The 15,328-nt window shown below is 51.0% G+C and carries 10 protein-coding genes; 2 read left to right on the top strand and 8 right to left on the bottom strand.

What is annotated here, in order from left to right; all coding sequences use genetic code 11:
- Positions 1-178: 178 nt before the first annotated feature.
- The 4 genes from ispF to trmD all read right to left on the bottom strand — a co-directional run bounded on the left by ispF (position 179) and on the right by trmD (position 3,822).
- Positions 179-700, bottom strand: coding sequence for a 2-C-methyl-D-erythritol 2,4-cyclodiphosphate synthase (gene ispF / locus P4D80_RS03025; protein WP_421657371.1), 522 nt, complete (start codon positions 698-700; stop codon positions 179-181).
- Positions 701-837: 137 nt separating this feature from the next.
- On the bottom strand, positions 838-1,443 hold the full coding sequence (locus P4D80_RS03020; RefSeq protein WP_421657370.1) for a DUF1517 domain-containing protein: 606 nt from the start codon (positions 1,441-1,443) through the stop codon (positions 838-840).
- A 323-nt stretch (positions 1,444-1,766) separates the two neighbouring features.
- On the bottom strand, positions 1,767-2,903 hold the full coding sequence (locus P4D80_RS03015; protein WP_421657369.1) for a DUF1517 domain-containing protein: 1,137 nt from the start codon (positions 2,901-2,903) through the stop codon (positions 1,767-1,769).
- A 175-nt stretch (positions 2,904-3,078) separates the two neighbouring features.
- A complete protein-coding gene (gene trmD, locus P4D80_RS03010) occupies positions 3,079-3,822 on the bottom strand; it encodes a tRNA (guanosine(37)-N1)-methyltransferase TrmD (protein ID WP_421657368.1) in 744 nt (247 codons plus the stop codon).
- Between the two features lie 185 nt (positions 3,823-4,007).
- On the opposite strand from trmD, the gene P4D80_RS03005 reads away from it, so the two are divergent.
- Together P4D80_RS03005 and cphA are read left to right on the top strand one after the other, a co-directional pair.
- Positions 4,008-4,832, top strand: a complete 825-nt coding sequence (locus P4D80_RS03005) for a cyanophycinase (RefSeq protein ID WP_421657367.1) — start codon at positions 4,008-4,010, stop codon at positions 4,830-4,832.
- 243 nt (positions 4,833-5,075) lie between these two features.
- Positions 5,076-7,850 carry a cyanophycin synthetase gene (gene cphA, locus P4D80_RS03000; RefSeq protein WP_421657366.1) on the top strand — a complete coding sequence of 925 codons (2,775 nt, stop codon included), beginning with the start codon at positions 5,076-5,078 and terminating at the stop codon, positions 7,848-7,850.
- Positions 7,851-7,867: 17 nt separating this feature from the next.
- Here the strand turns inward: cphA and P4D80_RS02995 are convergent, their stop codons facing one another.
- The 4 genes from P4D80_RS02995 to P4D80_RS02980 form a co-directional block, all read right to left on the bottom strand.
- Positions 7,868-10,180, bottom strand: a complete 2,313-nt coding sequence (locus P4D80_RS02995) for a GAF domain-containing protein (protein ID WP_421657365.1) — start codon at positions 10,178-10,180, stop codon at positions 7,868-7,870.
- Between the two features lie 30 nt (positions 10,181-10,210).
- Positions 10,211-10,654: a response regulator gene (locus tag P4D80_RS02990; protein WP_421657364.1), complete on the bottom strand. Its 444-nt coding sequence runs from the start codon at positions 10,652-10,654 to the stop codon at positions 10,211-10,213.
- A 20-nt stretch (positions 10,655-10,674) separates the two neighbouring features.
- The gene (locus P4D80_RS02985) at positions 10,675-13,422 is read right to left on the bottom strand and encodes a PAS domain S-box protein (RefSeq protein ID WP_421657362.1); all 2,748 of its coding nucleotides are present in this window, start codon (positions 13,420-13,422) and stop codon (positions 10,675-10,677) included.
- Positions 13,423-13,796: 374 nt separating this feature from the next.
- Positions 13,797-15,089 carry a HetZ-related protein gene (locus P4D80_RS02980; RefSeq protein WP_421657361.1) on the bottom strand — a complete coding sequence of 431 codons (1,293 nt, stop codon included), beginning with the start codon at positions 15,087-15,089 and terminating at the stop codon, positions 13,797-13,799.
- Between the last annotated feature and the right edge of the window lie 239 nt (positions 15,090-15,328).

Genomic DNA, 15,328 nt, shown 5'->3' with positions numbered 1-15,328 from the left:
CCGCTCCTGACTCCCTATTTCCCAACCAGTGGTTCACCCAAGGAACTCTGCCTGGTTATCTAAACTCAGAAAAACCAATTTACGGGGTTTTGAAGGATTGCAAATCCTTCAAAATCTGCTTGGCAGACTACTAGTATTGTCATAAATTTTGCAATATGGGGGAGTGGTGGCTTCGCCCTCAGAAGGGGCTTTCACCCCCTCCACCCCCTTCAAAACTTTTGTTTTGATCTACTAGCAAAACAACAGCATAGGCAGCAATTCCTTCTTCTCGTCCAATGGCATCTAATTTTTCATTCGTGGTTGCTTTGATGCCAATCTGGTTAAATTGGAGGTTGAGGATGGCAGAAAGGCGATCGCGCATGGCCGGGATGTGGGGCTTCAATTTGGGGCGCTCTGCCACAATCACTGAATCGATGTTGCCAATCTTCCAGCCCTTGTCTTGAATCAATTGATCTACCTGAGCTAGCAGCTTCAAGCTATCTGCGTCTTTCCACTGCGGATCTGAGGGGGGAAAGTAATGCCCGATATCCCCTAAACTGAGCGCACCCAACATCGCATCCATAATGGCATGGGTGAGAACATCAGCATCACTGTGGCCCAGTAATCCCAGCTCGTGATCAATTTTCACCCCACCTAAAATCAGTGGACGCTCTGGAACCAGACGGTGGATATCGTAACCGTTGCCAATGCGGATGTTCATTGGAAGGAGTTAGTTGTTGAGTGGTAGTGAGGTTTCAGTAACAGGCGACGGGGTAAAGGGATGGATAAGTGAACTCCTTTCCCCTTCTCACTCCTGAATACTATACTGCGAAGTGGCGTTCAAGAATGTGGCTGGCTTCAGGCGATCGCCACCATATCTCCATAAATCATGGCCAAATCTTCATCCTGTAGGCTTTCCATCGAACCCTGAGGGATCCAAAGTAACTCAAATGCCATCAGATAACTTTCTCGCATCATCGTAATTTCCTGCAATACATCACGCAGTAATGAAGCTGAGTAGATTTCTTCAAACAAGGGTTGATCATCGGCTGTACACAACAGGAGTGTAACGACTACATAAAAGTGGTTGTCGCCAAGACCAACGGGTGAGAGCTCCGCACCATTCAATTCAGCCTGGGATCTGGTGTTGCCCTTGCCTCGCTCATGCACAAAGAGATGATTGAATAATTCTGCCGCCGTCTCACGACTGGCAAACGTCTCTGAACTGGCAAGAACATGGGTCCAAAATTCTGAGTATTCGAGCAGCAAATAGGCTGTTTTCTGTAATAGCTCAAATAACCCTTCAATGCTTCTGGTGTCGGCGCTAACTGTTAACTGCTCAAGTTTACTTTGAAAGGTTCTTGCCCTTGCTCGTAGTGCCACCTGAAGCTTGCTGACCGTGACGATATCATTCGTTAACTCGGAATCATCAAAATTATCAATTTCATCCAATTCTTGGTTCATAACACCCTCAATCTGTATGATCCCCAAAGGGGCGGGTTTTTAGAATTTCAGTCCTTCCACTCAATGTACCCAGGCAATCCACTCCTCCAATCGCTAAACCTGGCAATTCGCCTGGCTTGCCAATGAGAGAGTAGCGTAAGCTACTCTCTCATCCCAAACAAAATCTTGCAATATTGATTTTGTTTTACCAATAAGCTTCACTTATCAGTAAACCCTCAAGAGAGCCAGTTTGACATTGCTGAACTGAGTATGAAGTAGATGTGATACGTTCAGAACTTCACTTTGAAGCTCTACTTCGATTCATACTGCTTTTCAGCAATGCCCTAAATCTGAACCATATCCGAGTACTCAGTCAGCAACTCATCATAGGTCAGGCTGTCAGTTGCCTCCTGGGGACTCCAGAGCAACTCAAACACCAGCAAGTACTCAGATGGCATTGATGCCAGCTTTTCCAACACCTCCTTTAAGGCTTCCGTTGTCCGAATTTCGTCAAATAGGGGATGGTCGTGAGCCGTTCCAACTAACAAGGTCACTACAATGTAGGAAGCAGGTCCCTCATTTGGATCGGGTTTAAACTCTTTGCGGCTTATTTGCCCTCCCACATTGGTCAGGGTTTCGACGCTAAATTTACTGCGCTCAGCGATCGCCAATTTGTTGAACAATGCCTCTGCCTGGGTCAAACTGTGAACGGTCTCTGAAGTGCCTAAAGTGTGAGACCAGTTTTCGGGCGATCGCAACAGCACCAGTGCCGATTCTTGAAGCAATTGCAGCAAACCCTCGGAAGTGCTGGTATCAATTTCCAGGCTGAGTTTGGTCAGCTCAGTCTGGATGTCACGTGCCTGAGCCAGCAGTGCTACCTGAATTTTGCTGACGGTCACTGTATTGTTAGCGAGCTCCTGCTCTGCGTTCTTGCCCAGGCCCCCCGTGCCACCGCTTCGTGTCCTCAGCATTGAGAAGATAACCATGATGACAGGTGCTGATAGACCCAGAAGTAAAAGCCCCACAATCAGCCAATCGCCATTATCAGAAGAACGATTAAGAGCAGCATTGGGAGGAATGGTGCGATCGTTTGAACCTCGATAGGAATCGCTGTAAACGGGAGGCCCAGCCGGTACAGGCAAAATCACAGGCCCCCGATTGTCGTAGTAAGGGTCGTAGTAGGAGTCACCCCGCCGCTGGTAGGGGCGATACTCCCAAGAGGGGTTGCGATTGGAAGAGGGAGGGGAGGAACCCCCACCGGAATAAGAACCAGAAGAGCGGCCAGAACCCGAAGAGCGAGAGGGAGCAGAACGAAACGATCCCCCTCCACTACGCCCCCCACTGCTACGAGCGTAAACTTCTGAACCAACATCCAGGTGCAGTCCTATCCTTTCTGGAGAAAAGTGGACATTGACAGAGCCTGCCACGAAAGCACCTGTAGCGATCGCGCAAAGGCGTTTTAATCGGCTAATAACTGCCATAAGTAGGATCTAGCCATAAGTAGGATCTAAATGTTGCCCAACAACTGAGTCCTAACACATGTGTCTCCTTGCTGCTCCCATTCTAGGCAGCGAAAAACAGACAGACTTGAAATCTAACAAATTTTTGGATAATAAAACTCCGCCAGGGAAGGGGGAGCAAAGTCAGCAACCGGGATCACACCGCTCCCCCCTCCCCTCTCATCCATTTCTCATACAAATCTGGGCGGCGATCGCGAGTTCGCTCAATTTGCTGTGCCTTTCGCCAGCGGGCAATCTCGGCATGATTCCCGGAGAGTAACACGTCGGGCACGGCCCAACCCCGGAAAATGGGTGGGCGGGTGTATTGGGGGTAGTCCAATAAGCCTTCCTCGAAACTTTCGGCTTTAAGAGATTCTTCTTTGCCCACGGTTCCTGGTAATAGCCGAATAACGCCATTGAGTAAGGTCAGAGCTGGAATTTCGCCGCAAGTGAGGACAAAATCTCCCAGGGATACTTCGCGGGTCACCAGATTGAGCACTCGCTCATCAACCCCTTCGTAGTGACCGCAGATGATAATTAACTGGTCCCGCTGAGTTGCAAATTCTTGAAACATTCGCTGGTTCATCGTTTCTCCCTGGGGGGTTGTCAAAATCACCTCCCGCCGGGGCAACACTGGCAGGGATTCTACGGCAGCAAAGATGGGTTCTGGTTTTATCAGCATGCCTGCACCCCCACCATAGGGTTCATCATCCACCCGATGGTGCCTGTCGGTTGTAAAGTCACGGGGATTGGTGAGATGGACTTCGGCAATCCCTTTTGCCAGCGCTTTCCCCAACAATCCTGAATGGAGGGGAGAGGTAAAGAAGTCAGGAAATAGCGTGACAATGTCAAATCGCATATTCATTGAAAACAAAATATTGAAGAAAAATTTCACAGTCATTTAAACTACGCTTCAATGATCTGGCATGATGCGTAATAGTGGGTAAAGCACGCAGCGATCAGGCAGCCACCATGAACAGGAGCAGTGTCCCTACTTCGGTTACGAAATTATTGGAGCGCTGGTTTCAGGGGACGTCTGGGCGTGTTTCTACGCCACAACTTGAGTTGCAATCGTTTGGAGAGAAAATGCCCCAGTCTACAAAAACAGCCATTATGGTGATTGGGGGAGCGGAAGATAAGGTCCACGGACGGGAGATACTACATAACTTTTTTAATCGCTCTGGTTCAACGGATGCCAGGATTGCGATTATTCCTTCTGCCTCCCGTGAACCGGCTATTATTGGCGATCGCTACCGCACCATTTTTGAAGAAATGGGGGCAAAAGGGATTGAAATTCTGGACATCCGCGATCGCGAGCAGTGCGACGATCCCCTGATGCAGAGCTATGTTGAAAACTGCACAGGAGTCTTTATGACAGGTGGGGATCAATTAAGGCTGTGTGGACTTCTGGCGGATACGCCCCTGATGAATATTGTGCGGCAGCGAGCTCAGCGGGGTGAAATTACGCTGGCAGGGACGAGTGCGGGTGCTGCCGTAATGGGTCATCATATGATTGCAGGGGGAGGGAGTGGGGAATCTCCCAACCGTTCTCTGGTTGATATGACAACTGGCTTAGGCATTATTCCGGAAGTGATTGTGGATCAGCACTTTCACAACCGTAACCGAATGGCGCGTTTGATGAGTGCGATCGCGGCTTATCCCAATCAATTAGGGATTGGGATTGACGAAGATACCTGTGCTGTTTTTGAGGGAGATGGATTGCTCCAGGTGATTGGCAAAGGCTGTGTCACCATCCTCGATCCAGTAGAGCTGTCCTACACCAACCATCCCTATATAGGAGCGACTGACCCAATCAGCATGGGCAATTTGCGGTTGCATGTGTTGAGCCATGGCGATCGCTTCGATCTGCGTAAGCGAAAGTCCATGTTCTCCGACTACAACTTCTCTTAGCTCCGCCACCTCCTGGATTTGAACTCCAGATTAATGGCTTCCTCCACCCTGATTGCTATCCTCCACCTGTCCCAGCCCAATTACCCATAGCTGCTTTGTTGTAAAACTGTCCACAGTGAACAGTGAGTGCTCTTTTCGCATCTGAAACTGGGATGTTGTTCTTCCTCATCCCGGCCTTAGCCAATCATTTTGCTCACCTACAACGAACCCACACCGAGATCGGAATCTTACTCATCATTAGCCATGAAGATACTCAAAGTCCAGACACTACGGGGTCCAAACTACTGGAGCATTCGACGCCAAAAGCTAATTGTGATGCGTCTGGATCTGGAGGATCTGGCCGATAGACCTTCCAATACCATTCCCGGATTCTATGAAGGTTTAACAGAAGCCTTGCCCAGTTTGGTAGAACACTTCTGCTCGCCGGGCTGCCGGGGGGGGTTCTTGAGCCGGGTGCGGGAAGGCACCATGATGGGGCACATCATTGAACACGTTGCCTTGGAACTCCAGGAACTGGCAGGGATGTCGGTAGGTTTTGGACGCACCCGCGAAACATCAACGCCAGGCGTCTACCAGGTCGTATTTGAGTATTTGGATGAGCAAGCCGGACGTTATGCTGGACGGGCTGCCGTTCGCCTTTGCCAGAGCATTATTGATACGGGGCACTATCCCCAGGAAGAACTGGAGCAAGACCTGAAAGACCTGCGGATGCTGTGGGCCGATGCGTCCCTGGGTCCCAGCACTGAAGTCCTGGTTAAGGAAGCTGAGGCCAGAGAGATTCCCTGGTTCCAGCTCAGTGCCCGCTCCATGATTCAATTGGGCTATGGAGTTCACCAGAAGCGGCTCCAGGCCACCCTGAGTAACCAGACAGGTATCCTGGCAGTCGAATTGGCCTGCGATAAAGAAGGGACGAAGAAAATTCTGTGGGATGCGGGCGTCCCGGTGCCCCGTGGTACAGTAATTGGCTATCTGGACGAACTGGAAGAGGCGATCGCCGCGGTCGGGGGGTTCCCTATTGTGATCAAGCCCTTAGACGGCAACCACGGACGCGGTATCACCATTGACATTAATTCCTGGGAAGCCGCTGAAGAAGCCTACGACGCCGCCAGAGAAGTGTCCCGGCAAGTTATCGTCGAGCGCTATTACCGGGGACGAGATCATCGCATTCTGGTGGTGAATGGCAAAGTAGTAGCAGTTGCTGAACGGGTTCCCGCCCACGTGAGGGGGGATGGGCAATCAACGATCGAAGAACTGATTGAGCAAACCAACCAGGACCCCCGACGGGGCGAAGGGCACGACAACGTGCTGACCAAAATTGAAGTAGACCGAACCAGCTGGCAATTGCTGGAAAAACAGGGCTATACCCTGGATACCGTTTTGCCCGAAGGCGAGATCTGTTATTTGCGAGCAACCGCAAACCTCAGCACAGGAGGTACCGCCGTTGATCGCACCGACGATATCCATCCCGAAAACGTTTGGCTGGCCCAACGAGTTGCCAAGATTATTGGCCTGGATATCGCAGGCATCGATGTGGTCACCCCTGACATTACCCGCCCCCTGCGTGAAGTGGATGGGGTCATTGTTGAAGTGAACGCCGCCCCCGGTTTCCGCATGCACGTGTCTCCCAGTGAAGGGATTCCTCGCAATGTGGCGGAACCCGTCTTGAATATGCTGTTCCCACCGGGTACCCCCAGTCGGATTCCCATCGTTGCCATTACAGGCACCAACGGAAAAACCACAACCACCCGTCTGATTGCCCATATCTTTAAACAAACGGGGCAGGTGGTGGGCTACACCACGACTGATGGCACCTACATCGGCGATTACCTGGTCGAACCTGGTGACAACACAGGACCTCAAAGTGCCCAACTGATTTTACAAGACCCCACGGTTGAAGTGGCCGTTCTGGAAAGCGCCAGGGGTGGAATTTTGCGATCAGGTCTGGCCTTTAGCACCTGCGATGTGGGTGTCGTTTTGAACGTTGCGGCTGACCACCTGGGCATTGCTGATATCGACACGCTTGAGCAGATGGCACAGGTCAAAAGTGTGGTTGCTGAAACAGTGATGCCAAATGGTTATGCCGTTCTAAACGCCGACGATCCGCTGGTGGCAGAGATGGCAAACCGGGTGAGGGGGCAAATTGCCTACTTCTCGATGACCCCCGATAATCCCTTAATTCGTTCCCACACCCAGCAGGGTGGATTGGCTGCTGTTTACGAAAATGGTTATCTGTCAATTCTGAAAGGAGACTGGACGCTGCGGATTGACCAGGCCGTGAATGTGCCCCTCACCCTGGCAGGGCGTGCCCCCTTCATGATTGCCAATGCTCTGGCGGCCAGCCTGGCAGCGTTTGTTCAAGGGGTGCGGATTGAAGACATCCGGGCGGCTTTGGCAACCTTCTCGGCCTCGACACAACAAACACCAGGACGGATGAATCTGGTAGACCTGGGCAAGTTCCACGCGCTGGTTGACTATGCCCATAACCCCCATAGTTACGAAGCGCTGGCAGGCTTTGTGAGGAACTGGCCAGGTGAGCGCATTGGAGTGGTGGGTGGACCAGGCGATCGCCGTGATGAAGACTTTATTACTCTAGGGCGACTGTCTGCCCAAATGTTTGACCGCATCATCATTAAGGAGGACGATGACAATCGCGGTAGATCCCGTGGAGATGCTGCCAGACTCATTTCCGAAGGGATTGAACAGGTCAAACCCGACGCCCGCTATGAAACCATTCTGGACGAGGCGACGGCCATTGAAACAGCATTAAATACGGCTTCTCTGAATGGGCTGGTGGTGATTTTGCCGGAGAGTGTCAAACGCGCCATTAACCTGATCAACGCCCGTCGCCCCCAATCCGAAGTAGAGGCGGCGATCGCCCCCACTCCAGTGCCTCAAACTCCAGTGTCTCAAACTCCAGTGCCTCAAAATGGTACTTCTCGCACCACCAATGGCAGTCCTGAGCAATCAGAATCGATTACCGCTGAGTCTGTTGAATATGTCTCAACGGAAGTGGTTTAGCACTCACCGTTTGCCTCCTACTCTCTGCTGTCCCCTGCCTCCTGGCCATCTTTTGGCAAATGCAGAGTAAAGCAACTGCCGGAGCCCAGTTCGGAAGTAACGCTAATGTCTCCGCCATGGAGTTGGGCAAGTTTGCGTGCCAGCACTAACCCCAACCCGGTTCCCTGATATTTCCGGTCTAATCCGCCATCAAGCTGCTGGAAGGGTTGAAACAAAAGCGAAAGTCCCTCTGGGGAGATGCCAATGCCGGTGTCAATCACATTGAAGGTGATGAAGGGGGAGTGGGGAGTGAGAATTGGGGAGCAGGATGTGGTCGATAGATGATCAGGAGGAGTACCGGAAGTTGGCTTTTTGCCATAGTCTATAGCCAGCGTAACGGAACCAGTTTCTGTAAATTTGACTGCATTGGAAAGCAGGTTGAATAGGATTTGCTTGAGGCGGCGGCGGTCGGCAACACAATAATCAACTTCAGGCGCGATCGCCATGGACACCTGTAATCCCTTGCTTTCTGCCTGCTCCTGGATTAAAGAAATACAGGTTTCGCCCAGTTCGCGCACATCCACGGACTCCAGGATCAGGTCTTCTCGCCCAGCTTCAATCTTGGAAAGATCGAGCAGGTCATTGATGAGCGACAGCAGGTGTTCTCCACAGGCAGCAATCTTCTCGATGTATTGCTGTTGCTTTTCGTTCAAGGAACCAAAGACTTGCTTAAGGAGTACGCTCGAAAATCCCAAAATACCTGTAAGCGGAGTCCTTAGCTCATGGCTCATGTTTGCCAGGAACTCGCTCTTGGCACGGTTGGCAGCATCGGACAAAAGTTTTTCTTCTTCCAACTCACGGGTGCGGGCCTGGATGATTTGTTCTAATCGTTCGTAGCTCTGAGCGTTGTAAAGGGCGATCGCCGCTTGATCCGCAATGCGTTGCAGCAGATCAATCTCATCCTGGGTAAAGCGGCGGTGAACGGTGGTGGTGTGGATTTCCAGCCCGCCAAAAAACTGGTCTCGAATAAAAATGGGAACACTCAGTACCGATAGCACATCTTTTTGATGGACTAACGTCAGCCGAGCTGGGGTCGGAGGTAACAGGGTATAATCGGGAGCATGGAACACAAAGTTCGTCTTAGCATCCTGCGGTGTTCGTTTGGGGCTATCAAACCATTCCGCCACAGAGGCATTAAAGTCGGTCATGGAAGGAATTTGTTGACTGATGAGCCATTCATTTTTGATGTGAATCCGTCCCGCCTCAATCGCAAACAGTAAGGCTCGATCCACCCCAAAGCACTCGCCCGTCAGGCGCACAATTTCTTGCAAGATATAGCCTGGATCCAGGCTAGAGTTCAGAGTATGCCCGATCTGGTTGAGAAATCGCTCTTGCTTTGCATGCTGCTGTACCTGGCTAAAGAGTTGGGCCTGGTGAATGGCGATCGCACATTGGTCTGCAATGGCCTGTATCATCGCTATCTCATCGCTGGTCCAGTTCCGTTCGCGATCGCACTGGTAAAGCGATAGCCCGCCCAGAAAATTCTGCTGATAGATGAGGGGAAGGGTTAAAAATGCATGAACTCGATACTGTGCTGCCAGTTCCTGCATAGCCAACTGCGAAAGGTCTTCAGTGCAGTTAACGACAATCAGTTCATCCCGATGCAACGCTTCAGCAAAATAGGAATAGGCTTCACAGGGTTGATTGAGTAACTGTTTCCATTCTTGGGAAGCCGCTTCATTCACATTGCAGACGACCATTTGATTCGTTGCATTGGGACGGATAATCAGGCAAGAACTGGGTTGAAGGGCATCGCTGACCATGTCTACCGTGGTTTGCAGTACCTCATCCAGCACCAGGGTTTTTCGCATGGCCTGCACAATGCGGTTGACGATAGTCTCCCGCTGCGCCTGCTGGTAAATTTGAGCCGTTGCCAGTCGCTGTTGCCGCTTGAGTTCAAATTCCTGGAGCGATCGCTTCAACACCATGGGCAGACGAAACAACCGATCCTTCAGCACATAATCCGTCATGCCAGCTTTGATGCAATCCACCGCTGCTTCTTCTCCCAGGCTACCCGTCACCAGAATTAACGGAACTTCCTGCCCCGACTGTTTTAGCAACTCCAGCACTTTGTAAGCATTAAACCCTTTCAGGCGAAAGTCCGCCAGAACCACATCCCACGATTTCTCCTGCAAAAGCTGCTGACAGGCATCTAACGTATCGACAACCTCGCAAATAGTGGCAATATTTGCAGTTTCTAGCGTTAGCAAAACCAGTTCAGCGTCTGCTGGCACATCTTCCACAATCAGTACGTGCAAACTCGATGGCAAAATCGACTTAGACTGTTGCATTGGTCGGGAACACCTGAACAGGGATCATGGTCAGGGGGAGAACAGCGGTGGTTTGTTGAGCAGCATCCAGTACAGACCAACTTGTTGAGCAACCTCAAGGAATTGTTGAAAATCTAAAGGCTTTACCACATAGCTACTAACTCCTAGATCGTAGCAGGCGTTTAAATCACTGTCCTCCTCAGAAGAAGTCATTACAACCACAACCAGGCGTCGAGTTCTGGGGTGGGCACGCAAAGTCTGTAAAACCCGAATACCATTAACCTTGGGGAGTTTCAGATCCAGTAATACTAGGCGCGGCAAAGGATGGGAAGGGGACTTACCATCTTGCCCAAGCAGGTAGTGCAATGCCTGTTCGCCATCGGAAGCCACATCCATTTGGCTTAAGAAGTTATAGCGACTTAAAGCAAGCTGGACTAACTCCACATCATTGGGATCATCCTCCACTAGTAAAATGCGAGTTGGTTCAATACTCAAAGCTGCTCACTCTCACTGAGTTAATTGGGATCCTGAAGTACTCCTATTTGAGGGGTGTCTCCAAGTGTGAAATAAAACACAGCACCGTTGTCAGGCTGGCTCTCTGCCCAGATCATACCCCCATGGCGATGGATAATGCGCTGGACGATCGCTAAACCAATGCCAGTTCCCTCAAATTCTGACTGGGAATGCAACCGCTGGAATGCACCGAACAACTGATCGGCATAGTCCATCTGAAACCCAACCCCATTATCACGAACAAAAAGGGTACCATCGGCTAATGCTCCAATCTCAATTCGGGCAGGACAACGGCCTCGGCTAAATTTAATCGCATTTTCAATTAAATTGGCAAAGACCTGTTGCAGTAAGGTCGCATCCCCCACTACAGTTGGGAGTTCACCAAGCACAAACTCAATGGAATGGGAAGAATCTTCCGTTGACATATCCGTTGGTACGTCCGTTGGTACGGTTCCTTCGGGCAGTTGAGTCAGCACCGACTGCACCAGGGCATTGAGATCCACTGGCAACTTTGCCATCTGTCGCCGCCCGACTCGAGAAAGGGTAAGCAACCCGTCGATCAACTGTCCCATCTTTGAACTGCTGTCTTGAATCACTTGTAAGTAGTGGGCGATTTTTGGGTCGTTCAGGTTATGGTTCTGTTCCAGGTGACTGGTCAAGGCGTTGACAAACCCACTGATATGCCGCAGGGGCGCGCGCAAGTCATGGGAGACTGAGTAGGAGAAAGAATTTAGCTCCCGGTTGGAGGCTTCCAGTTGAGCGGTACGCTCTGTCAAAGTGCGCTGGACTTCAATTAGTTCGGTGTAGTCACGAGACATTCCCAACAGCGCATAAACTTCGCCATTTGGCCGCCGCAGCGGAATTTTATAGGTTTCAAAGTGATGTGACCCATCGGTTAGGACAATTGTTTCTTGAGTATGCAAAGTTTGCCTGGATTCAAACACCTGTTGATTTTGCTGACGGAAATAAAGGGCATCTTTTTCAGGAAAACACTCGAAGATGGTCTTACCTTGAACTTGCTGGCGATCGCCCAACCCTACACCCTTCACAAACGCTTCATTACACAGGAGAATTCGCATCGTCTCACGCTCAATGACATAAATATAATCTGGCATCAGGTTGATCAGGCTTTCCAGTTTTTCGGTCCGCTGAGCCAGGGCTTCTTCCCATTGCTTACATTCTGTAATGTCATCCACAATTCCCAGAATATGTAGAACCTCTCCGTGATGATTGCGAATTGCCCGTGCTGTCAAATTGCCCCAGATAATTTGTCCATCCTTTCGGATATAGCGCTTGACCATCTGATACTCGGAAACATCTCCGGTCAATAACCGTTCAGCAAAGGCGATTTTGGCTTCCAGGTCATCTGGGTAGCTGATAGCGGGACAGGAGCCATGCAGCAGTTCTTGAGCGGAATATCCCAGCATCAAGCAAAAAGCTGGATTGACCATCGTAAAGTGATAATCCCTGGGGTCGGCAAGAGCAATCCCGATGGGGGCACTTTCAAAGATTTGCCGCAGGAGCTCTTCACTCTGTCGGAGCGCGAATTCGGCCCGTTGCCGTTCCTGAATTTCAACGTGTAACCGCTCGGTGATCTGATGCAGTTCCTGAATCCGGGCTTCGACCCTTTGCTCTAATTCTTCGTTTAACCGTTTCAAATCTTGCTCAGCCTGTTTGCGATCGTTGATATCAATCATCACACCAATCATCCGTACCGGCTGCCCAAATTCGTCATACAGTCCCCGCCCCTTAGCCAGCACCCAATGCAAGCTGCCATCAGGATAGATGACCCGGTATTCCATCTCATATTTGGTCTGGGTTTTCAGAGCATATGTAACCGCCTGTTCAATCTGCTGAATATCTTCGGGATGGACGCGATCGCGCCAAGTCTGATAGCTGGCTTCTCCGCCAGGATCTAGCCCCAGTAACCGAAAGTGATTGGGATTCCAGGTGACTTTATTCGTCGCCAGATCCCAGTCCCAACTGCCGATATGGGTAAAGTCCAGGGTTAACCTCAGGAGCGCTTCCACCTGGTTTCTTTTCTCAATTTCACCCACTAACTCCGTCTCTCGTCGTTGCTGTTCTTGCTGCACCTGTTCCCGATAGTTAGCAAAGAAATGGGCAAGAGATGGCTCTTCCTGCAGGAGTTGGGGCAGGTAAAGTTGGGCTCGCCGGTCTGCTTCGTAGGAAAGTTCAGGATAGTTTTCGACCCACTGATGGCAGGTGCGGATGTACCCCAAAAAGGCGGAGAGGTGAGTGTAGTTTTCTTCCCCCAGTAAACGGCGGAGAGCCTGACGTTGGGCAGATGCCTGCTGGGGGTTAAGAAAGAGGGCGATCGCCCACTCCAGCAGCAGCAGCTCAAAAGTACTTCCCTCTAAATACTCAGGGTCAAGCGGTTCTCCCTGTTCTAGAAAGGCATCCAGTTCTGGAGCCACAGTTGTTGGCAGTGGCTTTGAGATAAGCTCCAGGATGTTTCTGGCACTCATTCCCAGGGGGCGCAGGGCACAGCTATGGCAAACAATACAGTAGGGAATGGAGCAGTAGCGGGAGAGATAGGCGAATAATTTCTCTTTGAGAAGTGTAGATAGCGGGTTGTTGATATACGCAGAGAGGGTTTGCTGCCAAAGATTTTCTAGAATAGCTGGAGTCGCCTCAGCAGGGGTAAAAAAGGGTGGAAAGAAGCCAAATGTGGCCTCGATCTCCGCCCGAATCTGTTTGCTGGTTCGTTCAGATGAAGCCGGGCCAGGCATTGCGACAACTCCCTGAAAGAGGTTAAGAAAGGGGGGGAAGGTGGTGGGTAGATGGGTGGATAGGTAGATGGGTAGATGGGTAGATGGGTGGATGAGTGAATGAGGGGCTATTTCTCTAAACTCAGCATTCCCGATTCCATTGAATTACTCTACTCCACAAGATAATTCTGGCTCTTTTGAAGATTGGTGAACAGGCAGATGGTCGTCGGTAACAGGTGGTAGAGAATCCCTGTCGTCTGATGCCTGTCGCCTATCACCCAAATCACAGATATGGCCATAGCCCCCAGGCTGAGGACGGGGGGCAGGGGTACCCCTGGCTGGGGGCTTTGCTCCCACACCCTCTAAAACCAATGTTCTGAGCGACCTGGCGACAGCTATAGAAAAGAAACATTCTTTAGTTTTGGTTTCGCGTCTGGCGTGCCAGTTCTAGAACCTGCCCCCCAACGTTTTTGTAATTGCTTGGGCGTACATTTCAAAGCCTGGGCAATCTCCTGCTCAGTGGTATGGGCTTGCTTGAGCGCCAGGAGCCTTTGCTGCTCTGGGGAAAGCCGCTCCATAAAAATCTGCCACTGCTGGGTCGAAAGCCCCAGGTTCTGATCCAGATCGGCCCCCAGCCATTGATGAACCAGTTTCCAGTTTTGGGAAAGAGTAAATTTCTCAACGTGGTATTTGAACCGCTGTTGCAGGTAGTCGCGCTGACGGGCGGTAAGTCCTAAAATTTCATCGATCTCCGGAGCAGACAGATCCTGTAGTTTGAGAACCAGGTAGTCCACACAGTCTGACTGTCCCTGCGCACTTAAATAGCTAATCAGTTCGGCGATGACGCGATCGCGCAGGACCGCTTCTGAAGGGGCATCGATCGCATCCATCACCATTTGTTCTCGTAACTGCTGGGCCAGGGGCGATCGATTGTGGGTTTCGGCCTCTTCGCTCTTGGGCGATTCCAGTGCCTGCTCAATATCAACGGAAACTTCCAGAGGCTGCCGCTTGCCAAACCGCTGGGCCCGCAGGACGATCAATTGCTGGTTCTGCCCATTGGGCAGGGAGATGCGCCGCTTAGCATACTGCTCGGTAAAGGCCATGTACTCTGCTAACTCTAACCGGGTGCGGGGCTGGTAGCCATCGGATAGTTCGTTCTCTCGCCGAAAAGCCTTGAGCGACTCGCTGTAAAAACCTTGCAGAAAGTCTTCAATCAGGCTGTAACGGGCTTGAAAACCCAACTGCATCCAGGTTGGCGCAACGTAGCGGTAGACCATAGAGCCAAGGGTGCTGTGCAGTTCCAACCGTCCCCGTCTGGAGCCAAGCTGGTAGTAGGTGAGACACTTTTGCAGCCGATGTCGGGCCAGGGAGAGTTGCCAGGAGCGAACCTTGCCAGATGTCTGAATGCGTCCACTCTTATGGCAGATTCGATCAACCTCAGTAGCGATGCGGGTTGCCAGGGTTTCTACATCGTTGGCAGAGGCTTTAACTTCAGAGCGTAGTTCTCGTAAGAGAAGCTGGGTTAAGGTTTGTAAATCTAAAAATTCGGGTGAGCCATTCGCCAGAAAGGAGTCGGGTTCATCAGCGAATCTATCGGCTGCGAACGAATCTACGATCGCGGAGTCATCTATCAGGTCATTGCTGGGGTTCGCCGCCTTAGAGCGGAGGGAAGTCGATTTGATATTCATAGCTGGTAGTGCACTCAATGGAAAACCGTAGGATGCAGAACACCCTGAGTGAAAGTGATGAGTTGTAAGTTAAGAGCGAGGTGTTTTGCGTGGCTAACTCAGCACTCAAAACTTAGAACTCAACACCTTCTGACTGGTGTCTCTAGTGTCTACACGAAGAGATCGGTCCGCTACGGTCAACCCAATTCGTGCTATGTCACTTTTTTAGGTGGTTACATTGACGGTAGAGTACAGTTCCC

Source organism: Leptothermofonsia sp. ETS-13, from assembly GCF_049200465.1.
GTDB lineage: Bacteria > Cyanobacteriota > Cyanobacteriia > Leptolyngbyales > Leptolyngbyaceae > Leptothermofonsia.
The sequence above is the reverse complement of the archived record's forward strand: the minus strand, read 5'-3'. Positions and strand labels throughout refer to the sequence as shown.

Excerpts from the sequence above, each read along its gene's own strand:
- ispF (WP_421657371.1), bottom strand. The coding sequence starts at position 700 with ATGAACATCCGCATTGGCAACGGTTACGATATCCACCGTCTGGTTCCA.
- P4D80_RS03020 (WP_421657370.1), bottom strand. The coding sequence starts at position 1,443 with ATGAACCAAGAATTGGATGAAATTGATAATTTTGATGATTCCGAGTTA.
- P4D80_RS03015 (WP_421657369.1), bottom strand. The coding sequence starts at position 2,903 with ATGGCAGTTATTAGCCGATTAAAACGCCTTTGCGCGATCGCTACAGGT.
- trmD (WP_421657368.1), bottom strand. The coding sequence starts at position 3,822 with ATGACTGTGAAATTTTTCTTCAATATTTTGTTTTCAATGAATATGCGA.
- P4D80_RS03005 (WP_421657367.1), top strand. The coding sequence starts at position 4,008 with ATGCCCCAGTCTACAAAAACAGCCATTATGGTGATTGGGGGAGCGGAA.
- cphA (WP_421657366.1), top strand. The coding sequence starts at position 5,076 with ATGAAGATACTCAAAGTCCAGACACTACGGGGTCCAAACTACTGGAGC.
- P4D80_RS02995 (WP_421657365.1), bottom strand. The coding sequence starts at position 10,180 with ATGCAACAGTCTAAGTCGATTTTGCCATCGAGTTTGCACGTACTGATT.
- P4D80_RS02985 (WP_421657362.1), bottom strand. The coding sequence starts at position 13,422 with ATGCCTGGCCCGGCTTCATCTGAACGAACCAGCAAACAGATTCGGGCG.
- P4D80_RS02980 (WP_421657361.1), bottom strand. The coding sequence starts at position 15,089 with ATGAATATCAAATCGACTTCCCTCCGCTCTAAGGCGGCGAACCCCAGC.